12 protein-coding genes and 1 pseudogene are annotated in these 23,473 nt (G+C 36.3%); all 13 read left to right on the top strand.

Going from position 1 to position 23,473, the window contains the following annotated elements:
• Nucleotides 1-338: 338 nt before the first annotated feature.
• The 13 genes and pseudogenes from ACNQGH_RS05365 to ACNQGH_RS05305 all read left to right on the top strand — a co-directional run bounded on the left by ACNQGH_RS05365 (nt 339) and on the right by ACNQGH_RS05305 (nt 23,466).
• Nucleotides 339-2,795, top strand: coding sequence for a family 43 glycosylhydrolase (locus ACNQGH_RS05365; protein WP_417954958.1), 2,457 nt, complete (start codon nt 339-341; stop codon nt 2,793-2,795).
• A 41-nt stretch (nt 2,796-2,836) separates the two neighbouring features.
• On the top strand, nt 2,837-3,799 hold the full coding sequence (locus ACNQGH_RS05360; RefSeq protein WP_417954957.1) for a family 43 glycosylhydrolase: 963 nt from the start codon (nt 2,837-2,839) through the stop codon (nt 3,797-3,799).
• Nucleotide 3,800: 1 nt separating this feature from the next.
• The gene (locus ACNQGH_RS05355; protein ID WP_417954956.1) at nt 3,801-6,422 is read left to right on the top strand and encodes an alpha-L-arabinofuranosidase C-terminal domain-containing protein; all 2,622 of its coding nucleotides are present in this window, start codon (nt 3,801-3,803) and stop codon (nt 6,420-6,422) included.
• 194 nt (nt 6,423-6,616) lie between these two features.
• Nucleotides 6,617-8,077 carry a family 43 glycosylhydrolase gene (locus ACNQGH_RS05350; protein ID WP_417954955.1) on the top strand — a complete coding sequence of 487 codons (1,461 nt, stop codon included), beginning with the start codon at nt 6,617-6,619 and terminating at the stop codon, nt 8,075-8,077.
• A 375-nt stretch (nt 8,078-8,452) separates the two neighbouring features.
• Nucleotides 8,453-8,575, top strand: a complete 123-nt coding sequence (locus tag ACNQGH_RS05345) for a hypothetical protein (RefSeq protein WP_417954954.1) — start codon at nt 8,453-8,455, stop codon at nt 8,573-8,575.
• 893 nt (nt 8,576-9,468) lie between these two features.
• On the top strand, nt 9,469-10,497 hold the full coding sequence (locus ACNQGH_RS05340; protein WP_417954953.1) for a GntR family transcriptional regulator: 1,029 nt from the start codon (nt 9,469-9,471) through the stop codon (nt 10,495-10,497).
• Between the two features lie 328 nt (nt 10,498-10,825).
• Nucleotides 10,826-14,077, top strand: a complete 3,252-nt coding sequence (locus ACNQGH_RS05335; protein WP_417954952.1) for a SusC/RagA family TonB-linked outer membrane protein — start codon at nt 10,826-10,828, stop codon at nt 14,075-14,077.
• Nucleotides 14,078-14,097: 20 nt separating this feature from the next.
• Nucleotides 14,098-15,870 (top strand): RagB/SusD family nutrient uptake outer membrane protein, encoded by a 1,773-nt coding sequence (locus tag ACNQGH_RS05330; protein ID WP_417954951.1) that lies wholly within the window; start codon nt 14,098-14,100, stop codon nt 15,868-15,870.
• Between the two features lie 68 nt (nt 15,871-15,938).
• A complete protein-coding gene (locus ACNQGH_RS05325; protein ID WP_417954950.1) occupies nt 15,939-17,261 on the top strand; it encodes an alginate lyase family protein in 1,323 nt (440 codons plus the stop codon).
• Between the two features lie 67 nt (nt 17,262-17,328).
• Nucleotides 17,329-18,516: a DUF5013 domain-containing protein gene (locus ACNQGH_RS05320; RefSeq protein ID WP_417954949.1), complete on the top strand. Its 1,188-nt coding sequence runs from the start codon at nt 17,329-17,331 to the stop codon at nt 18,514-18,516.
• 548 nt (nt 18,517-19,064) lie between these two features.
• Nucleotides 19,065-20,891 carry a glycoside hydrolase family 97 protein gene (locus ACNQGH_RS05315; protein ID WP_417954948.1) on the top strand — a complete coding sequence of 609 codons (1,827 nt, stop codon included), beginning with the start codon at nt 19,065-19,067 and terminating at the stop codon, nt 20,889-20,891.
• A gap of 105 nt (nt 20,892-20,996) precedes the next feature.
• Nucleotides 20,997-22,280: pseudogene (locus ACNQGH_RS05310) on the top strand (serine hydrolase domain-containing protein).
• Nucleotides 22,267-23,466: a DUF4861 family protein gene (locus ACNQGH_RS05305; protein ID WP_417954947.1), complete on the top strand. Its 1,200-nt coding sequence runs from the start codon at nt 22,267-22,269 to the stop codon at nt 23,464-23,466. Before ACNQGH_RS05310 ends, ACNQGH_RS05305 begins: the two are co-directional and overlap by 14 nt.
• The last annotated feature ends 7 nt before the right edge of the window (nt 23,467-23,473 follow it).

Below are 23,473 nucleotides of genomic sequence, written 5' to 3'. Positions count from 1 at the left end.
TTTTTTCTTTATAAATATGTTATTATAAAAAAAACCTTGGTTTTTATACGGTACTATTAAAAATGAACGATAATTTATGCAGAATGAATTGTAATTTATCTTTAAAATTAAGCATTGTAGGTAATTTTGAAATGTAGATGAATAAACTATATAATTAAATGTTTCCCATCGATGGGTTGTCATTTAATTGTGTCCAGTCGGTTTATATATAATTAACAATAGACTAAACTAATTTATACTATTTAAATGAGGGTATGTCTTTTTACAATTGTATGCTATACACTATGGACATAATATGGTTTTAATTCTATCAGCTATAAATAATAACTAAAATAATTATGACTAAAATTCAATCCTTTTTTCTTTTATTATCTTTTCTCTTTTGTTGTAATCCAACGGTAAGGGCACAGGAATATCCCAAAGCTATTTTGTCAGGAGATTATCCTGACCCTACTATTCTACGTGATGGAAAGGATTATTATATGACACATTCTCCATTTTATTATAAGCCAGGTTTTTTGATTTGGCATTCTCAGGATTTGATAAACTGGGAACCGATTACTCGTGTCATACCGGAGTATGAAGGTTCAGCAATGGCCCCCGACCTTATAAAACACGATGGTAAATTTTATCTTTATTATCCTGCGGCGGGAACTAACTGGGTGGTTTGGGCCGATAATATCAAAGGACCATGGAGCAAACCTATTGATTTGAAAGTTCCAGGTATTGATCCTGGGCATGTAGTAGGGAAAGATGGACAACGTTTTTTATATGTTAATGAGGGATATGTAATTCGTCTTTCCGATGATGGTTTAAGCACCATTGGTGAACGCAAATCAGTTTATGAGGGATGGGTATATCCCAAAGGTTGGAAAACAGAATGTATGTGTTTGGAATCTCCTAAGTTGACTTATAAAGATGGGTATTATTATTTGACTTCGGCTGAAGGAGGAACAGCAGGTCCGGCAACAAGTCACATGGTTGTTGCGGCACGTTCTAAGAATCCAACAGGTCCTTGGGAAAACTCTCCGTATAATCCAATTGTACATACTTACAGTGAAAGAGACAATTGGTGGTCAAAAGGTCATGGTACTTTGGTAGATGATGTAAACGGAAATTGGTGGATTGTGTATCATGCTTATGCAAATGGTTATCATACTTTGGGGCGTCAAACACTAATTGAGCCTATTGAGTGGACTTCAGATGGCTGGTATCGCAGCACGAAAAAAGCAAATCCGATTGCATCAAATAAAACAACAAAACAAGGACTTGAATTGTCTGACGATTTCAAAGGTTCTGAATTAGGTTTGCAATGGACGTTTTGGAAAGAGTATGCGCCTGAAGCGCTCACACTAAAAAATAAATCACTTACGATAAAAGCAAACGGAGATTCACTGGCAAATGCACGAAAATTATTGATCACTGCGACTGACAAATCTTATGTAACTCAGGTTGAGGTTCAAGTGGAGAAAGACGATCAGGCAGGATTAATCCTGTTTTATAATGAAAAAGCTTTTTCGGGTATTGTTTCAGACGGCAAAAATTTTACCGTTTATAAAGATGCGGAACACAATACAAAAACACCAAATAAATTTGGAAAACACTTCTTCTTAAAAATATTGAACAAAGGAAATAACTGTACTTTCTCAGCGAGCAAAGACGGTTTTAAGTGGACTGTTGTAGCTAAAGATATTGATGTTTCTAAAATGCATCATAATAATTACAAAGGATTTTATGCCTTGAGACCAGGTTTAGTATCTTATGGAAAAGGGAAAAGCATCTTCAAAGATTTTCGCTATGCAAATGCTACTCCTACAGAAAAGGATATGAGTGCTTATTTGATGGTTTTTCATAAAGATGAGACCCATAGTTTGCACATGGCTTTGAGTCCTGATGGATACAGTTTTACCGCATTAAATGATGGTAAACCAATAATTGGAGGCGATACTATATCCAGTCAAAAAGGGATCCGTGATCCACACATTTATCGTGGTCCTGACGGAGCATTTTATTTGGCTATGACTGATCTTCATGTATTTGGAAAAAGAGATGGTTTCCGAGATACCGAGTGGGAGCGTGATAAAGCAAAATACGGTTGGGGAAATAATAAAGGTTTGGTATTAATGAAATCTTGGGATTTGATTAACTGGAAGCGCAAGAATATTTATCTTAATGAATTTTCAGCGGCATTTAGTGAAATTGGTTGTGCCTGGGCACCTGAGGTGATTTATGATGAAGAAAAAGGAAAATTAATGATTTATTTTACTATGCGCTTTCAAAACGAAGCAAACAAATTATATTATGCATATGTTAACGATGATTTTGATAAACTAGAATCAATGCCACAATTGTTGTTTGAATATCCGGATTATAAAGTTTCGGCGATTGATGCAGATATTACAAAAGTGAAAGATAAATACAGGATGTTTTATGTAGCACATGATGGAGGTGCTGGTATCAAACAGGCTGTTTCGGATAAAATAAATGGAGGATATGAATATGATTCACGTTGGTATGATCCTGAGCCTAAATCATGTGAGGCACCTAATGTTTGGAAGCGAATCGGAGAAGATAAATGGGTGTTGATGTACGATATTTACGGTATTGATCCTCATAATTTTGGTTTCAGTGAAACTTCTGATTTTGAGAATTTCAAAGATATTGGTCATTTCAACGAAGGGGTGATGAAAACCACAAACTTTAGTTCTCCAAAACATGCGGCAGTAATTCATTTGACTAAAGAAGAAGCAGAAAAGCTTGCTGAACATTGGAACCTTCAGTTGGAATTCAAATAAATAGATGATTCAATCCAAATTGTATAATGAATGTAAGAATCATGAAAAAAATTAATTTTCAGGTAGTATTACTATTGCTTTGCTCATTTAGTATTTACGCTCAAAACCCGATATTACCGGGTCTGTACGCAGACCCGCATGTATTATATGCAGAAAAGACCGGTAAATATTATATCTATCCCACATCTGATGGATTTAAAAATTGGTCTGGAACCTATTTTAAAGTTTTCTCTTCGGATAATTTAAAAAAATGGAAAGATGAAGGTGTTATATTAGATTTGAAAAAGGATGTTTCATGGGCAAACGCTAATGCATGGGCACCAAGTATTGTAGAAAAAAAAGACAAAAACGGGCAATATAAATATTACTATTATTTCACTGCGAATAAAAAAATAGGTGTCGCTGTAGCGGACCATCCTACAGGGCCTTTTGTAGATTCAGGCAAACCATTGATTGATAAATTTCCTGATGGAATGAATCGCGGACAAAATATTGATCCAGATGTTTTTACTGACCCCAAAACTGGGAAATCATACTTGTATTGGGGCAATTATTTCATGGCTGGTTGTGAACTAAATGATGACATGATTTCTGTGAAACCCAATAGTACTCAGATTATAATAAAAGACGATACCTATTATAGTGAGGCTCCATTTGTTTTTTATCGCGATGGTTTTTATTATTTCTCTTGGTCAAAAAATGACACAAGAAGCGAAGATTATGAAGTTCGGTATGTAAAGGCAACATCGCCGTTAGGGCCAATAGATCCTTCTCAAAGTACAGTTGTCATACAAAAAGAACCCAAGAAAGGCATATTTGCAACAGGTCACCATTCTGTTTTGCAGATACCGGGAAAAGACAAATGGTATATTGTCTACCATCGTTTCCAACGACCTAATGCAATCAAAATGGGTAAAGAGGCAGGTTTCAATCGCGAAGTATGCATCGATAAATTAAAATTTAAAAAAGACGGAACAATTAGAAAGGTTAAACCAACGATTTAAAATGAAAAAAGTAAAAGATTTAATAATTAGGGTTAGTAAAAAAGCGAATAACAAGAAAAGGATTTTAATGCTCTTGTTAATTTTTTTTACAGGACAGTTAAGCTCATCTATTTGGGCTAAAGAACCAGATTCAGTTTATTTATTTGCCTATACAAAACAGGATGGAAAAAGAGCAAACGGCTTGATGTTTGCCTGGAGTACGGATGGGAAAAAATGGAATACTATAGGATCCGAATATAGGTATTTAAAAAGTGACTATGGTAGAGATAAAACCCTAATACAGCCTTTTTTGTTGAGAGATGAACAAGGAATTTGGCATTGTTTCTGGACTTTGAACGAAAGAGAAGGACTTTTAGCTCATACAACTTCGGAAGATTTAGTAAAATGGAAAAGCCAATCGTATAATAAGATGTTGTCGAATGATAATTGTCTATCAATTGAGGCAGTCAAAAAAGGAAATAGATATGATGTAAGCTGGATAAGTAAACTAAGTGGAAAAGAGAAAACATATTCGGTTACAACACAGGATTTTAAAAATTTTTCAGGGGTGAAAGAAATAACTTCCAGAGCAAATACAAATCTACGTAACACTATAAATATCAACGGAGAAAATGCGACAGGAACAGTGCATAAGGTCAAGTGGAATGTTGTTGATAGATTAATGAAAGCACAACAAATGGTTGCTTACAAAGGTATATTGAATGGAGAATCAACTCATGATGATGCTACTCGTTTTTCCTCTTTGAAACAATTAGAAGTTAAAGTAAATTTAAATAGCAGCGAAAGCAAATCGATAAGTGACCTTTTGATTGGGGTGTTTTTTGAAGATTTAAACTACGCCGCTGACGGTGGACTTTATGCTGAGTTGATTCAGAACCGTGATTTTGAATATGTATTGAGTGATAAAGAAGGAAAAGATAAAGACTGGAATAGCCGTAAAGCATGGGAATTGAAAGGGAAAGGAGCTTCTTGGGAAATAGATAGTATATTACCTGTGCATCCTAATAATAAACATTACGCTAAATTAAAGTTGGAAAGTCCTGATGCGGCTTTAGTGAGTGAAGGTTTTGATGGGATTCCTTTAAAAGCTGGCGATAAATACAATTTCTCACTGTTTAGTAAGATACAAGAAGGAAAAGGAGGGCAAGTACTGATTCGTTTAGTAGATAAAGAGGGGAAGGTATGCGGAGAAGAGACCCTGAATTGTACCTCTACAAACTGGAAGAAACAAGAGATTATTTTAACGGCTACTCAAACTGTTGTTGATGCGAAGTTAGAGATTTATCCTCGTTTTCAAGGAACGGTGGCGATGGACATGATTTCGTTGTTTCCGCAAAAAACCTTCAAGGATCGCAAAAACGGATTGAGAGCAGATTTGGCGCAGACCATTTCCGACCTAAAACCAAAATTTATGCGTTTTCCTGGAGGTTGTTTATCGCATGGTGACGGATTGAATAATATGTATCGTTGGAAAAATACCATCGGTCCATTGGAAGCTCGTGTACCACAAAGAAATATCTGGGATTATCACCAAACTGTAGGCTTAGGCTATTTCGAATATTTTCAGTTCTGTGAAGATATAGGTGCCCAACCTTTACCTGTGGTTGCTGCCGGAGTACCTTGTCAAAACTCAAATGGAGGACAACAAGGTGGAATACCGATGGAGCAAATGGGTGAATATGTGCAGGAGGTTTTAGATTTGATAGAATGGGCTAATGGAGGAGTAAATACCAAATGGGGTAAGATACGTTCGGAGTCGGGGCACCCAAAACCATTCAATTTGAAATATATTGGTGTGGGTAATGAAGATATGATAACTGACGTATTTGAAGAACGATTTACAATGATTTACAAAGCTATCAAAGAGAAATATCCAGAAATTACCGTAATAGGAACAAGTGGTCCTTTCTTAGAGGGAACTGATTATGAAGAAGGATGGCAAATAGCAGACAAACTGGGCTTATCAATGATAGATGAGCATGGATATCAGTCTGTGGGTTGGTATATTAATAATCAAGATTTTTATGACAGCTACGATAGAAATAAAGCTAAGGTGTATTTGGGAGAATATGCAGCCCGTGCTAAGGGAGGTCCTAACTTAGAGTCGGCTTTGGCAGAGGCGTTTCACTTGGCAAATATAGAGCGTAACGGTGATGTGGTTGCAATGACTTCGTATGCCCCTTTATTGGCTAAAGAGAAATTCACCCAGTGGAATCCAGATATGATTTATTTTAATAATACAGAAGTAAAACCAACCGTTGGCTATTATGTACAGCAATTGTTCGGGCAAAATGCAGGAGACACTTATATCCCTACTTCATTGGATTTATCCGATAGATCGGAAGCTGTGAAAAAACGTATTGTTGTTTCTGTAGTTCACGATAAAGCTTCGGGGGACTATATTGTAAAGTTAGTCAATCTGCTCCCGGTATCAGTAAAGGCTAAACTAGATTTGAGTCCTTTGGGGCAACTGGAAACAAAAGTTTCATATACTTGTTTGAGTGGTCGACCTGAAGACAAACAGCTTCGCCCTGTGACAAAGAGTATTTCATTGTCTGAGGTGATGGAAAAAGAAATTCCTGCCTATTCTTTTTCGGTGTTGCGATTTAAAAATGCTAAATAGATAAAATTTTGTAAAGCAAGTGTACTATGTTTGTTGGAAATAAAAATGACCAGAATAGACTTTCTAAGGTTGTGATGATAAAAACGCACCTATAGTATTGCACACAAATTTATGTCATAGGTAGAAATTGGAAGTTTAATAAAAGTACTGTTATGAATAATAATTTTTTAAAGAATTTAGGCCTATTATGGCTATTGCTTGTTGGGCTTGAAGTTGAAGCACAGCAAAATCAGCCTTTGCCTCAACCGGTTATACCGGATTATGTTGCCGATCCCTCTGTCTCTTATTTTAATGGTACATACTATTTGTACGGAACGTCAGATATTGATCAAGGTTTGCAGGAAATGGGTCCGCCTGTTGTGTGGATATCAAAAGACCTTGTTAACTGGAGTTATAAAGGAATACTTTTGCATGGTATTGATTGGAACAAAGCCTACACCTATGGTCCCGAAGGAAAGATGAAAAAGGGCTATATCAGATACTGGGCTCCTGGTGCTGTAATTAAAAAAGGCAAACTTTATCACTTGTATGCTACGATTGTGAAACCTGATGCAAAACTCGGCACGTATCATTTAACAGCAAAGAGTCCGGAAGGGCCGTTTAAATTCAGTAATGGAACAGGTGTTTTCTTTAACGAACCAGAAAAAGAAAAAGAAGAGAGTAAGCCTGTTGTGGCAGATATCGACGGGGATCCTTTTGTAGATGAAGATGGTCAAGCCTATATTTACTGGCGCCGTCGAAAGGCTGCCAAACTGAGTAAAGACTGGAAAACGATTGAAGGTCCGGAAGTATCTATTCCAACCAAAAGGGCTGGTTATTCAGAAGGCCCTTTCTTGTTTAAACGAAACGGCATTTATTACTATTTCTACACTTTATCTGGTGGAGCCAACTATGTTTATGCATATATGATGAGCAAGACAGGACCATTGGGGCCATTTGTTGCCCCCGAGCAGGATATGGTGTTTAAATCGAATATTGAGAAAGGCGTTTGGGGACCAGGTCATGGTAATGTGTTACATATTGCTGGTACAGACGACTTTTTGTTTTTCTATCTGGAATACGGTCAGGGAAGTACTACCCGTCAGGTTTTTGTTAACCGCTTGCAATTTAACGCCGATGGAACCATTAAGCCTGTACAGGTTACTACTACTGGTATTTCAGAAATGCCCAATTTGAACAAAAAACCCCTTATTCGTCCTGCTAAAGTTACGGCTTCGAGTGTAAGGAGAGATACCATCATCAAAACAACTATCGACACAGTAATTGATAAGTTACTTGCGATGCCTCCAAAATTTGTTGAATCTGAATTGGCAAATGTTCAGCGTACAATGGATTTTAAATCAGAAAATGCTATTGACGCTTCAAATGGAACCTTCTGGATGTGCGATACTACCGATAAACAGCCTTGGTATCAAATTGATCTAGGTGCTGTAAAGCGAGTGAAGAGTCTGGAGCTCTTTTTCTTGAAATCTACTCTGGGACATAGTTTTAAAATTGAGAAGTCAGACGATGGCCAGGAATGGAAAACAGTAAATATACCTGTATCACAGCTAATTCGCTCTCCCGAAGTTATTAATAAAATAAGGAAAACCCGTTTCCTTAAATTAACCATCTTGTCGGGTGCACCTGGTTTATGGGAGGTTAAGGTATACTGAGTTAATAATCTACAGTTTATTCGATAAAATAAATTAGTTGTAATACTACTGAGTTTTTTAATTTGAGTGTTCGGAAGAAATTCCGAGCACTCTTTTTTTTTTTTGGTATGTCAGGCATGATCATTTTCTGGAAGACTGTAAGTCTCTGTACACGCCGCGTTGACAGATTATTTGCAAGAGCAAATACCTAGCAATTGGCAAGGGTGTCTGTCGTGAGGTAGAATCTGAAAGAAGCCATCAGCAAAAGTGAGGTTCTGACGTATAGAAACCTAATACAAGGCTAATATTGGGAGGGCAAGCGAGCCATAGATTGCGAAAGCCCAAAATTTAACCGTAACCTAATATAGTAAATTAGACAGAACCCATGGAAAGAAAATGAGCCTTATCCCTGGAGGTCTTGAAACATGTTCCGACAGGACTATGGATGTAGCGATGCAAATAGATGAGTTTCAAGAAGTCAGCAGAGGGCATAGTACAGTAGCTACGAACCTAAGGTAATACTTAGGAAGACTCACAAAACGGAAGGTAATGTGCATGGAGAATAAGGAGGGGATTTAGGTGTATTTTGAGTGTTTTTAAATGAATCATATTAGTTTATGTGAACGTATAATTTGAGATGGTTTTAGTTGAAGTCTTTACGTTGCTCGTTGTTTTATTTTGGATTTTATTGAATTAAGAAAAGACTGTTTTATGGAATACATTTAAAAAAGTATAATGGCAACCGTGTTTTTGATTATATGTTTTGTGAAATTAAGGTACTATTTTTTGGTTTTTTATTAATATGTAAAATGTAATATTTTGTCAATATAAATACGGTATCATAAAAAATACTTACTTTTTTATGTATTTATGCTAAAAATGGGTGATAATTTATGTAGAATGAGTTATAATTTATCTTTTAAAAAAGACATTTTAGGTAATTTTGAGATGTTGATAAGTAAATAAAGTGTTATTCTAAAGTTAACAGATTGTTTATAGTTAATGTTCTATTATAATGCTGGTATTTGAAAAATTAGATTGGTTTTGACTTGGAGGTTAGCATATAAATTGCTCATTATTTTTCTGATGGAGATAATAAAAAAGTGAAACTCTAAATAATATATTATAGTAAAGAATAGTATTTAAAAAAACATATTTCAAAGCTCTTTTTGATTTATTGATTTTTGGAATTGAAGGTTACAAATTTTGGTTGGTTTGTATTTTACTTCGCAGTTGCCGGTAGGAACTATCGGCAGCTGTAAAACCAAATGAAAAGCCAGGCTTTAAATGGTGGTGTTGTGGGCGTTCTCTCAAAGAATGTTGTTTAGTGATAAAAAAAAACGGAGATGCGGGTGGTGGGTCTACAGGAATGAAAAGAATGTAGTTTAGAAAATCTTAATAATAGTATTCAAATGGAAAATTTTAGAGGTATAATGTCAATTAATGATTACTCCAGAGTTCGTAAGCATAAGCAGATTGTTAATGCTGTTATGAGTGCGACTACAATAGGGTCTTTGAAGTTAAATGATAAATTACCATCGGTTAATGAGCTGGCGGTTGAATATGACATTTCAAGGGATACGGTTGTTAGGGCATATGCTTTTCTAAAAGAGCATAATGTCATCGATTCCGTTCCAGGAAAAGGATATTATGTAAAATCGGTGAAAAATGATTTAAAAGCTAAGGTCTTTTTATTGTTCCATAAATTAAGTCCTTGTCAAAAAAGAAATTATGATGCTTTTTCCAATATTCTTACTGAGTTTGCTACAATAGATTTATATATATACCAAAATGATTTTGCACAATTCAAAAAGCATATCCTAAATAGCAAATCTAAAGAGTATACCCATTATGTTATGAATACTCATTTTGCTGATGAGGATCATGATGTTGTTGGGTTTATTAAAAAAGAAATTCAATTAGAAAAATTGATACTACTTGATAAAAAAATAGATCAACTGGGTACTATTGCCGGTGTATATCAAGATTTTGAAAAAGATATTTTTTTAGCTCTGGTGCAGTTGAACTCCTTATCAAAAAAGTACAATACTATTAAACTAGTTTTTCCAAAAAATAGTTGCTTACCAAATGAAATAAAAACTGGGTTTTTAAATTTTTGTAATAGCTATGGTTATGAATCTAGTATTATTGAGGACACAGCTCATGAGAAAATGAAAAAGCATACCGTTTATATAAATTTGGAAGAAGAAGATTTAGTGAGTCTGATTAAACAAATTAAAAGTAATGATTTTGTTATTGGTAAGGATATAGGGATCATTTCCTATAATGATACTCCTTTAAAGGAAGTATTGGTTGATGGAATAACCGTAATTTCAACAGACTTCGATAAATTAGGAGAGCAAGCTGCAAATATGGTTTTGAAAAATGAAAGGGAACAAATCAGTAATCCGTTTAATGTTATTATAAGAAAATCGTTGTAGAATTTTTGAGAAGTAATAACCGATAAGTTGCCAATTTTTTAAGAGTCTTATAAATCCACTTTATTTTTAAGTTAAAATTAAGATATTTTATTTGTCTTGGGGTCTAAAGTTATGGGGGCATTGTTTCCAATGTGTATGATTTGTGTAATTTAATTGTTGTTTTTCTGCGAATATGATTTTAATTACAAATATTTTGATACAATCATTACAGTTCAGAACAGTTCGATGGATTCTCAGTCATATTATTGTAAAAAATATTATAGATTTTCGTCTGTAGTATTTTAAGTTAAATTAACATAATTAATTATTAACCAAAATGAATTGTTTTATGAATAAACCAAAAATTATTCAGTTTAAACTGAAGTTTTTATCAAAACCAACTTTATTGGTACTTTTATTAGGATGTAACGCTGTAGGAGATGTATACGCTAACTCTAATAAATCTATTAATGTAAGTTTGGGTAAAGCTGAACTAGCGAGTGTTCAGCAAAATATTACGGTAACAGGAAAGGTTGTGTCTGTGGATGACAATATGGGGATTCCTGGTGTAAACGTTGCCGTAAAGGGAGGTCAAGGGGTGGTTGTTACCGATTTTGACGGGAATTACAAAATTAATGTTGCTTCATCTGATGTTGTATTAGTTTTTAGCTCTATAGGTTTTAAAGCTAAAGAAATTAAAGTAGGTAGTCAAAAGGTTATAAATGTGTCTTTAGTAGCTGATGTTTCTGCTTTAAGTGAAGTTGTAGTTGTTGGGTATGGTACTCAGAAAAAAGCAACGTTAACCGGAGCGGTAGAAACGATAAGTGCAAAAGTGTTTGAAGATCGTGCGGTTACAAACGTTGGTTTGGCACTTCAAGGGCAAACACCAGGTTTGGTGGTTAACCGTAGCTCTGGTCGACCAGGAAATGAGGGGCTGTCATTCACTATCCGTGGCGCAACTTCTGTCAATGGTTCTACTCCATTAATTATCGTCGATGGTGTACCTACACTAAATGATCAATCTTTTCAAAATATGAATGGTGATGATATAGAAAGTATTTCGATTTTAAAAGATGGTGCAGCAGCTATTTATGGTTCCCGGGCATCTAATGGGGTTATCTTGGTAACTACTAAAAGAGGTAAAGGAGTGGTTAAAGTGAACTATAGTACTAATTTTCGTTTTACTACTAATGGTCTCGTAGGGTATTCGCCTAGTATGAAGGAATATGCTTCTATATGGGTAGAAGCTAACAAGGAAGAGCAAATACCTAACTGGTGGATTTGGGGTGAGAATAACTTGAAAAATATGCAGCAGGGAGTTGAAGGGAAATATGATCTTTTTGGCAGAGATTTCTTTGTCTTTAATGCAAACCGTATTGAAGAAATGTTCGCTACCCGGTATTCATACCAACATAACTTGAGTGTTTCTGGCGGGGGTGATAAATCAAGTTACAGATTATCTTTGGCTTACGCGGATAATCAAGGAAACTTGGCAACAGCTTATGATGGTCAGAAACAGTTAAATGCCCGTTTTAATTATGACTACAATTTGTCGGAAAAATTAAAATTAGAGTCAAGTATCAGTATTATCAATACGGATACAAGTCAGCCTTCCAAAGGGTTAGGGAATATACTTTATTCAACAGATATGCCTTTCTACCCGGCAAAAAATCCGTACGGGCAATGGTTTGCCCCTTTTAACGGGATTGATGGCGGTGCTATTAAAAATTCGGCAGCAACCACTGCTGATGGGGGTAGGTACGATAAAAAGCAACTAACCGGTCGCGTAGATCTGAAAGCAACCTATAAAATATGGGATGGAATATCTATAGAAGGTTTAGCTTCCATTCAAAACGAGCGGTACACATATGAAAGATATGTGGTTCCCGTAAAATTATATGATTGGTATGGAAACTATACAAATAATGCCTATCAAACTGATGGAACGAACAATGTTTATCAATCCGCCGCCGAATCGAAATATTACCATTACTATCAGGCATTGTTACACTATGATAAAACCTTTAAAGAGAAACATAATATTTCGGTTATGGGCGGTTTGAATGCTGAAAAATGGACTGCCCAAGGGATTAGTGCATCACGTGTGGGATTTGAAGATTTAGGTATTTATGATATCGGTGTAGCATCTACTGCCGTGCAAGGAACCGGAGGTTATAAAGATATGAACGGTCGCTATTCGTATATAGCACGATTAAATTATAACTACGATGAAAAATACATTGCCGAATTGACCGGAAGAAAGGATGGTAATTCACGTTTTGCAAAAGGATACAAGTTTAAAAGCTTCGGATCGGCCCAGTTAGGTTGGGTGTTTACAAAAGAGAAATTTTTAAGCCCTATTAGCAATATTCTCAATTTTGGTAAGATTAGAGGGAGCATTTCATCTACAGGTAACGAGGCAAAAGGGTTAGGGAATTTTGATTATCTTTCTCTTATGGGTATTGGTGGAGCTGTTTTAGGGCAGCCAGCCTCACAACAAACAGCGTCATATAACGATGCTTTGATTAGCTATACACGTACATGGGAGCGAGTAACACAAAAAAATGTGGGTATCGACCTTGGGTTTTTTACTAATCGTTTGACGACTACTTTCGATCTTTATGAGAAAGACAATATAGGAATGTTGGTTAATGTAACTTATCCATCTGTATTGGGCGGATCGGCACCTAAAACCAACAATGGAAATTTTAATACCAAGGGATGGGAATTTATCATTGGCTGGAAAGACCAAATAAAGGATTTTAGTTATAATGTGTCCTTCAATTTAGGAGATGCAAAAACTATGGTAAATGGTGTAGAAGGTGCCGATACCTACGGTGCAGGTCAAAATGGAATGGTAAATGGCTTACCATGGAAACCTTTATTTGTATACAAGACTGATGGTTATTTTAAAGACCAAGCAGACGTTGATGCCTATTACCAAGCCTACGGAAGTAGTGATGCTTTAGCAGCTTTACCAAAAAATAATCAGGCTGTGGCTTTACGTCCCGGTGATACTAAAAGAGTGGATGTTGCAGGAACAGGGAATATCACAACTTTGGGCAATAAGAATAGCTCATTGATTTATGTAGGAGATGGTACAGCGCATTATACCTATGGGATTAACATGGGAGGATCCTGGAAGGGGTTTGATTTAAATACCTTTTTTCAAGGTCATCTTGAGCAAAATATTATGCGTTCGGGATACATGGCTTATCCATTTAGAGCATTATTTACCAATCAGAATCCAACGTTTTTGGGGAAAACCTGGACAGAAGAAAATCCTGATGCGATGTATCCGCGTTTAACGGTTAACCCAACCCGTGCGGCATGGAACTATGGCAATAATGATTTTATGGTACAGAACAGTCGTTATATCCGACTAAAAACATTAGTAGTGGGTTATTCACTGCCGGAAGAATTAACAAAACGTTTGAAGTTAACTAAGGTAAGGGTATATTTCTCCGGTAATGACCTATGGGAAGCATCAACTATTAAAGATGGATTTGATCCGGAGTCAGGCGAAAATGCAACGGATGGTGATAATGCAGGGTATCCTTTTGCTCGGACATGGTCTTTTGGATTAAATATTGGATTCTAATAACTTAAATGAAAAAAATAATGAAAAAAATATTGAATTATATAGTTCTCGGAGGTCTTTTTTTAGGCTTGTCGGGCTGTCAGGATGAATTTATAGATTTAAATCCACCTGGGCAATTTACAGATGGAGTTTATTTCAAAAAACCTAGTGATTTTAAAGCCTATACTACCGGTTTTTATGGACAGTTACAAGGTTGGGATTTTGGAAATATGGACAATGGCTCAGATTTGTCGGCCAATGCGAACGGCAATGGTGCGGCTTTAGGACAAGGAACTATTGCAACAGGTAGTACCAATTGGAATTATGGCGGTATCCGTGTCTGTAATATTTTATTGGCTAAGGCAAATGAATACAAAGGAGATGGAGATATAAGCCAATATGTGGGTGAAGCCCATTTCTTCCGTGCCTATGCCTATTTTAACTTACTGAAAACTTTCGGAGGTGTACCTTTGGTAACAACGGTATTGGATACCAATTCACCAGAATTATTCGGACCTCGAAACAGCCGGTACGAAGTTGTTACACAAATTTTAAGTGATTTGGATAAAGCCATTTCAAATCTTCCTAGAGAACAGGCTTTGGCAAGTACCGATAAAGGCAGGATAAGCAAATGGGCAGCCATGGCCTTAAAAGCACAGGCCGAACTATACGAAGCTACCTGGGAAAAATATGTAGGTAAAGATGCTGATGGAGATGGGACTGGCATTGGAGCCGGAACAGCCGGATACAACGCTGCCAATGTAAATATTTATTTGAAAGATGCGACTGCAATGTGTAAAGAAATCATGGATAATGGAGGCTACGAACTGTGGAACAAGAATTCTGATTCCAAAATGAATAATTTAAGCTCTTGGTATTTGTTTAACCTTGAAGATGCAGGATCTAATCCAGGGGGCTATGATAAATCTACAAATAAGGAATTCATTTTATACAGCGTGTATGACTATACACTTAGGCAGTCAGGGAGAAATATAAGTTGGACATCGTGGCAACTATATCCGAGTCGTAAATTTGTAGATATGGCAGTTTGTACGGATGGATTACCAGCAACTGCATCACCTTTGTTTCAAGGATATCATACAACAACCTCTGAATTTCAAGCTAGAGATTTACGCTTGCTAAACTATTTATATAGTGCAACTACTGCACCAAGCTCTGTTACTTTAAATTTTGGAAGCTTGGGTACTAGTGGTTATGGTAATTCGAAGTATGCCGTGTATGGTTATGGCGATAGAAGAAAAGATAACACGGAATCAGCCAATTGGCCTATTATTCGATTGGCAGAAGTGTACTTAACATACGCAGAGGCATTGTACGAACTAAACGGAAGCATTACCGACGAGCAATTGAATGCTTCAATCAATAAATTAAGAGACCGTGCAAAGGTAGCTTACTTGACTAATGCGTTGGTTTCAGCCAATGGCTTAGATATGAAACAAGAAATAAGAAGGGAACGTGCTGTTGAGCTATATCGTGAAGGCAAACGTTTTGATGATTTGAAGCGTTGGGGTATTTTAGAAGCATCATTAAACCCATCACGTTTGGGGAGAGTAGTGGGTAGTGCTTCTTACGCTACACCTTTTAAAGATGCTTCCGGTAATCCTACCGCTGCTTATGCTCCAAATACGTATGTATTTGGAGAAGAGACAGTAGAAACCCCAAAGGGTTCGTTAAGCTGTGTGGTGATTGATACCCGTTTAAACCATTCGGTGGCCAAAAAGCATTATTTGTTCCCTATTCCCCAAAGCCAAATACTGTTGAATAATAAGTTACTTCAAAATCCTGGTTATTAGTAAGCGGAAATTAGATAGACCTTGCAGGTTTTATGCCTGTAAGGTTTGTTTATAAAAAAATACTGAATATGAAAAATCAACAATTTAATTTTTACCGATTAGTTGTGCCAACACTAATTTTAAGTGTAATAGGTATGGTGATGGCATGTTCAAAACCCTCGGTTGGGGATGACAATACCACTCCTCCTCCAACGCCTTCTGTAGTGGCTATTAAGACTTTGGATCCTTCTGTTCCTATGAAACATGTTGGTGCGCTTCATACTGAAGAAGATTATGCAAGGATAAGAGCCAAAATAGCAGTGCAAGCAGAGCCATGGATGTCTGGATGGAATAAATTAACAGCCAATTCGCATGCACAAGCTTCATATACCCCTAGTCCTGTTGCAACATTAATAAGAGGAGGAAGTTCGGCGGAAGAACCTCTGCCAGATAATTATAGTCGTGCTTTTAATGATGCGGCTGCAGCTTATCAACTAGCATTAAGATGGAAGATAAGTGGAGATGCTATTTATGCCCAAACAGCAGTCAATATTCTTAATGCATGGGCTTTGACATGTAAGCGTATTAGTGGGGATTCCAATACAGCTTTGGCAGCAGGGATATATGGTTATCAATTTGCCGTTGCCGGAGAAATGCTCAGAGGTTGTCCAGCTTGGAACCCAAATGATTTTGCAGCATACCAAAAATGGATGAAAGATGTTTTCTATAGTTTGAATAAGGCCTTTTTAGAAACCCATTGGGGTACTTGTAAATCTCATTATTGGGCCAATTGGGATTTGGCTAACTTAAACTCTGTATTGGCTATAGGTATTTTGACGGATGACAGATCTATTTATAATTATGCTATTAATTATTTACAGGAAGGTAATGGCAATGGGAATTGGTATAAAGCCATAAACCATGTTTTTGATGGTGAGAACGCAGGTCTGGCTCAGATTCAGGAAAGTGGACGCGACCAGGGGCACGCAACATTGTGCATTGCATTGATGGGGCATATATGCCAGTTGACATGGAACCAGGGCGATGATTTTTATGGATTGGATAATAACCGTTTCTTAAAAGCATGTGAATACACGGCAAAATATAATGTGGCAAGGCTAAATGTCCCGTTTGCCGAATATACTAGGAATTATAAAGATGCCTGGAGCGTTTGTGGTGGGGTGGAAACGCATACCCAAGTTAGTAGCGCTAGCCAAGGAACAGTTCGCCCTATGTGGTCTGCACCGTATTTTCATTATACAAAAATTAAAAATACGTCCGCAAATCTTACACAATATACAAAATTGGGTTTAAGTAGCACTTCACCGGAAGGCGGAGGTGGAGATTATGGCCCTAATAGTGGTGGCTATGACCAATTAGGATTTGGGACACTGTTATATACTAGAGATTAAATAATCTAGTAATAAATAGAATATTATAATTATTTATTTAATAGATAAAATTTAAACAACAAGAATTATGAAAATATTTAAAATTAATAGTTTCCTCATTAGAGGATTTATGATGGTTATTTGTTTTGCCTTTTTTACGGCATGTGAAGAAGCTGCAAACTTTAAAATTCAAGAGTACCCTGAACAAACGGCCACAGGAATAAGTCCTGCAATTGGATATCCGGGAACCAATGTCACCATTACAGGAACTGATTTTGGGACTTTAAAAGGTGCTGTAAAAGTATATTTTGGTGGTGTTTTGGCTACTAACGTAGTTTCTTGCGAGGATACTAAAATTGTAGTGCAGGTACCTGCTACAGCAATTACCGGAAAAGTGAGTTTACAAGTATGGAAACATCTTAATGATTCTTTTGCAGAATATACCGTTTTGCCTGCCCCAGCAATTACATCTGTTGCTTCCAGTAATCAAATGACTAATGTGGCACAACCTGGAGTAGATAACGTAACTATTAAGGGGATTAATTTTGGTACCGATGCATCAAAAGTAGTGGTAAGTTTTAATGGGACAGTCAGTCCTATTCTTACTATTGCAGACAATAAGATTACTGTGTTGGCTCCTGCAGTTTATGCGAGTGGTTTTGTTACAGTTACAATGGGTGGCTTGACCATACAGGGGGCTCCTGCAATTATCAATCCTACGGCATCGGGTGATATTACACCTTATTTTTTAGGTAATTACGGACCTGGTTTCACTCAATCAAGCGTAAGTGGTAGATGGGGAGTTCTTGCTGGTCCATGGGTTACAAATGCTGCAGGAAAAAATAAATCAGGTACTTATGGAGGGTATACTACAGATAAGGCTGATGGAGTTGCTGGAAATATCTGTTGGGAAACTTGGAGCAATACTCCTATTACTAATGGAATACTATATCAACCTACTTCTATGCCTTTATCTGTTGGAAGTTATACCGTTTCATTTAAAGACTACTCTGAAATTCAGACTAATTCTTCTGTTTACTGTGTTATAGCGGCAGGCGGAAATGGTATTCCTACTTTGGCTAATCTTTCTACAGCAATTGCCTCTGTTCCTCTTACAAATAATACGGTTGTAGGTACAACTAAACCAAGTATTACGGAAACAAAAAGTGTAACGTTTAACATCACTACTCCACAAGTTGTATCAATTGGATTTTTAGGTAATCTGACAGTTAATAATTACTTCTGGGTATCGTATATAAAATTAGTTAAGAATTAATTTACGGTCTGTACAGTATAAAGCAAGGGGGAGGTAAAAGCTAATCCCCTTGTTTTTTATCTATTCTAAAAAAATACAATTGCAAATCAACGCTGAAGTAAATGCAGAGTTATGAACTACAGGTTGGAATAAGTTAATAGCCAACCCATATCCGCACTTATATTATACACCTAGTCCTACCGAAAAAATTATTTGGTTAAGGTCTTTTGTTTACGTTAGATTAGTTGACTAAATATTTCAAAATGTATTTTTTTATTTGATGTAAGATTTTATAGTTTTTAGTTGCTCCTCTTTTTTTTAATTGATTGTTCAGTATATGAATATAGCAATTGGATAATTGCATGCTGAAATTAAAAGTTATATTTTTTAGTTATTTGTAGTACTTTTATTATTAACCCATTGGGTGTGCCAGTTAGCTTGTTTACATCCAGTGGGTTTCTTTTTAAATTATATAGAGAATGTTTTATAATATAAAATCCATGTTAAGAGTATTTTTATTAGTTTTTATTAGTGTTGAGATGTTAGGGCAAAACTCAACTTTAAATCAAATGTTTGAGAAAAAACTGTCTTCACCTGATAAAAATTATGAGTTTGTTTTACAACAAAAGCATGATGTTTCAGGTAAAAATAGTTTTACATATCGTTTGGATTTCAAGAATAAACCGGTAATACTTGATTCGGGACTTGACATTAAATTAGATAATCGTGCCTCAGAGTGGGCGTTGGCCATTAAAAATGTGCCGACAGGGGATTGGATGGACGGCTTGATTTTAAAAGATGTAAAAAATACTAGTATTGATACTTCTTGGATTCCACCATATGGGGAGCGAAAAATCATCAAAGAAAAATACAATGAAATTGTTTTAACATTTGAGCAAAAAGCTTCTTCTAATTATAGAATGGATCTTCAAATCAGACTTTACGATGAAGGTCTGGCGATGCGTTATTATTTCCATGATAATCCAGCAGGGATTTATTATAGGATTACTGAAGAAAATACAGAATTTACTTTTCCGGAGAATACCATGGCTTGGTTTGAACCTTGGGCTCAAGCGCCACTTACATTAAAACCGTTAAAAGACTGGACTTCTCAAACGGTTCGTCCTTTAACGTTACAACTGGAAAATGGTTTGTATGCTTGTTTGGCCGAAGCCAATATGGTGGATTATGTGAAATTGAATTTTGATTTGTCTAAATCCAAAAAGAATACCATTAAAACAGTTCTTTATGAATCGGTTGATAAAGTACCTTATTTCAGTACGCCTTGGCGCGTGGTGATGGCGGCTGAAAGACCTGGGGAACTAATTGAAAATAATGATTTATTACTCAATTTGAATGAACCGAATAGGATAGGTGACACTTCCTGGATTAAACCGGGTAAAATTGTACGGGATTTAACACTTACCGAGAAAGGGGCTAAAGCGTGGATTGATTTTGCAGTTCAACATAATCTTCAATATGTTTTGTTCGATTGGAAATGGTATGGACCGGCATTTACATTCGATTCTGATGCCAGTAAAGTGGCCATTGATTTAGATTTACCAGAAGTGATTCGCTATGGTAAGGAGAAAGGAATTGGAATTTGGCTTTACGTAAACCAACAGGCTTTATTGAAACAAGATGCCGAAATTTTCCAGATTTATAAAAAATGGGGAGTTGCCGGAGTAAAATATGGTTTTGTTGAAGTGGGTTCTCACAGATGGACCACTTGGTTGCACGAGTCTGTTCAACGCGCTGCAGATAATAAACTGATGGTGAACATACATGATGAGTTCAGACTGACCGGGGAACAAAGAACCTGGCCAAATGTTTTGACTGTTGAAGGGATACGCGGCAATGAAGAAATGCCTGATGCAAGGCATAATACCACTTTGCCTTTTACCAGAGGTATAGCTGGAGCAGGGGATTATACCGTTTGTTATTATACTAACAGAATTAAAACTACCCATGCACATCAGTTGGCATTATCGGTAGTCATGTACAGTCCTTTGCAAACCTTGTTTTGGTATGACAATGCTTCTAACTACAATGGAGAACCTGAAATAGAATTTTTTGATAAAGTGCCAACGGTTTGGGATGACACTAAAGTCTTAAATGGAGCAATTGGAAAATATATCACTACAGCAAGAAAATCGGGTAATGACTGGTTTGTGGGAAGCATTACAAATAATGACGCTAGAAATCTTGAATTGGATTTTAATTTTCTGGATGCAAATAAGAAATACAGGGCCAGAATGTATACCGATGATGAAAAAATAAAAACGAAAACACAGGTAGCACTAAAAGATATAATTATTAAAAAAGGGGCTAAAATTAAAATAAATCTTAAAGCTTCGGGCGGGGCCGCTATTTGGATTAGCGAAATAAAAAACTAAACTATTTGCTGTAATTCACAAAAAGATTGAATTGCTAAAAAGTATACATCGAAAGAAGAATTTGTGTATGAAATTCACAAAAGTAACTGTAATAAAAAAGTAGTGATGAACTATAGCCGTAGTGTTATTTCAGTGGTAATTATCAGTTTAATAGTGTTTCTGACTGCTTGTAAATCAATTGAGAAGACAAAAAAGGATAGTCCGAAATTGGTAAACACTAATTCCGAATATAATTTTTCTCCTATAAAAACAAAATTAGAATCCTGGGTTGACAAAGGGTATTATCCTGGAGCCAGTGTAATTATTATCAAAAATGATCAAGTTATTTATGAGGATTACTTCGGGAATTATACTCCTGAGACGGTTGTCTATATAGCATCAGCCGGGAAGTGGTTAGCTGCAGCTACTGTTGCCGCCGTTGTTGAAGAAGGAAAATTATCATAAGATGATAAAGTGGTTCAATGGCTTCCTGAATTTACAGATATGAAAGGACAGGCAACATTAAGGCAATTGTTTTCTCATACTTCTGGATATCCGGATTATCAGCCAAAAGGCAATCAGTCCGATAATTATCAAACATTAGAAGAAGCAGTGAAACACATCGCGATATTACCCGCCGACTCGACCCCTGGAGCAGTGTTTCATTACGGGGGACTGGCCATGCAGGTGGCCGGAAGAATGGCTGAATTGGCAGCAGGAAAATATTTTGAAACTATTTTTCAACAGAAAATAGCACAGCCACTGGCTATGAAAAACACCCATTTTACACCGGTGGATTCAGCAAACGGTCATAATCCAATGTTGGCTGGTGGTGTAAGATGTACGCTTCATGATTACATTCATTTCTTGGAGATGATTGCTAATGAAGGAGTGTTTAAGGGGATTACAATACTTAAAAAAGAATCGCTTCAGGAAATGCAGGCGGATCAAGTTAAAAATGCGTTTGTAAAATCGAGGGAATATGTTGAAGATGCTCGTGCATTAACACACGAAGGTATCTATGGATTGGGAGAATGGAGAGAAGAGATTAATATTAATGGTGAAGCCGTTCTAATCAGTAGTCCAAGTTGGGCGGGAGCTTATCCATGGATAGACAAAGAAAATAAGGTATATGGTTTTTTATTGACGCATGTCATTCCTTCTACGGCTAATAAAGATGGCTTTTCTTCTTTTTTAACCAGTCCCATAATGGCTACAATGACGCGAGATATTATTTTAAAAGATCCGGATTCAAAAACAGGAAAAATTAAAATTGGGGATAAGGAATTATACTATGAAATGAAAGGAGCCGGAGAACCGATGGTTTTTCTTCACGTACCAAAAGTAAAGTTAGTTGGTTTTGAAAAATGTATAATTAGCAGTAATAATATCGGCCATGAAATTAAATAGAAAGAATACAGTCTGTTTTTTGGGAATCATTTTTTTGTTTTCCAGTTTTGAGAGTAAAAAGAAATTTAGTAAAGAAATTGTCATAGAAAACCCCCTTAATATTGATCGTATTAATGAGGTTGTGGCTATAGACTTAAAAGAATTTAAAGGGCTTAGTAAAAAGCACAATCGTTCAAATTTACTAGTGAAAGATCAGAATGGTACTTTACAAGTAACACAACTAATTGACAATAATCTTGATGGCAGTCCAGACGAGTTACTATTTCAGGCTAAGGTTCCTGCTTTATCTAAAGTGACCTACACTGTTTTTATTAATAAAAAGGAGACTCTTGAAGTACCTAAAAGCGACTATACGACGTATGCCCGTTTTGTTCCTGAAAGAATCGATGATTTTGCATGGGAAAATGATAAAGTAGCTTTCCGAACTTACGGGCCAGAAGCACAACGGTTGGTAGATCAAGGAAAAGACGGAGGGACTCTTTCCAGTGGAATAGATATTTGGTTGAAAAAGGTAAAATATTCGATAATTGATAGTTGGTATGCTAAAAATGTAACGGCTCCCGGATATTATCATATCGAACACGGGGAAGGATATGACCCCTATCACGTGGGAAGCAGTAGAGGTAATGGAGGTACAGGAATTTGGGAAAAGGATAGTTTATATACTTCAAAAAACTACATAAAATACAGAATAATAGCATCAGGTCCTTTGCGTACCATTTTTGAATTGGATTACGCACCTTGGAGTACATATGGAGTTAAAGAAACCAAAAGAATCTGTCTTGATTTGGGGTCTAATTTTTCAAAATTTGAAAACAAAATCAGTGCAACCAGTGCAATTCCTAATTATACAATAGGAATTACATTGCATCAAGAAAAGGGAGTGGCCGCTATCAATGCTCAAAAGGGAGTTTTTCGCCATTGGGAACCAATCGATGATTCTTTTGTTGGAGAAGGGATAGTTATTGATCCAAGTATAGTAAAAACGGCAATGAATCATCATTCTAAATCCGCTGACCAGAGCCAGGTTTTGGTGGTAACGGAACTTAAAAACAACTCTATAGTGTATTATGTTGGTTTTGCCTGGACGGGAAGTGGTCAAGTACAGTCGGTTCAAGATTGGGATGCGATGTTGGAAAAACAATCACAAGTAATTCAAAATCCATTATCCATCAAAATTAAATAACAAACTA

The sequence above is a fragment of the Flavobacterium kochi genome, from assembly GCF_048286715.1.
In the GTDB taxonomy this organism is placed as follows: Bacteria; Bacteroidota; Bacteroidia; order Flavobacteriales; family Flavobacteriaceae; genus Flavobacterium.
The sequence above is the reverse complement of the archived record's forward strand: the minus strand, read 5'-3'. Positions and strand labels throughout refer to the sequence as shown.

Excerpts from the sequence above, each read along its gene's own strand:
- ACNQGH_RS05330 (WP_417954951.1), top strand. The coding sequence starts at position 14,098 with ATGAAAAAAATATTGAATTATATAGTTCTCGGAGGTCTTTTTTTAGGC.
- ACNQGH_RS05355 (WP_417954956.1), top strand. The coding sequence starts at position 3,801 with ATGAAAAAAGTAAAAGATTTAATAATTAGGGTTAGTAAAAAAGCGAAT.
- ACNQGH_RS05365 (WP_417954958.1), top strand. The coding sequence starts at position 339 with ATGACTAAAATTCAATCCTTTTTTCTTTTATTATCTTTTCTCTTTTGT.
- ACNQGH_RS05335 (WP_417954952.1), top strand. The coding sequence starts at position 10,826 with ATGAATAAACCAAAAATTATTCAGTTTAAACTGAAGTTTTTATCAAAA.
- ACNQGH_RS05320 (WP_417954949.1), top strand. The coding sequence starts at position 17,329 with ATGAAAATATTTAAAATTAATAGTTTCCTCATTAGAGGATTTATGATG.
- ACNQGH_RS05340 (WP_417954953.1), top strand. The coding sequence starts at position 9,469 with ATGGAAAATTTTAGAGGTATAATGTCAATTAATGATTACTCCAGAGTT.
- ACNQGH_RS05345 (WP_417954954.1), top strand. The coding sequence starts at position 8,453 with ATGAGCCTTATCCCTGGAGGTCTTGAAACATGTTCCGACAGGACTATG.
- ACNQGH_RS05325 (WP_417954950.1), top strand. The coding sequence starts at position 15,939 with ATGAAAAATCAACAATTTAATTTTTACCGATTAGTTGTGCCAACACTA.
- ACNQGH_RS05360 (WP_417954957.1), top strand. The coding sequence starts at position 2,837 with ATGAAAAAAATTAATTTTCAGGTAGTATTACTATTGCTTTGCTCATTT.
- ACNQGH_RS05315 (WP_417954948.1), top strand. The coding sequence starts at position 19,065 with ATGTTTGAGAAAAAACTGTCTTCACCTGATAAAAATTATGAGTTTGTT.
- ACNQGH_RS05305 (WP_417954947.1), top strand. The coding sequence starts at position 22,267 with ATGAAATTAAATAGAAAGAATACAGTCTGTTTTTTGGGAATCATTTTT.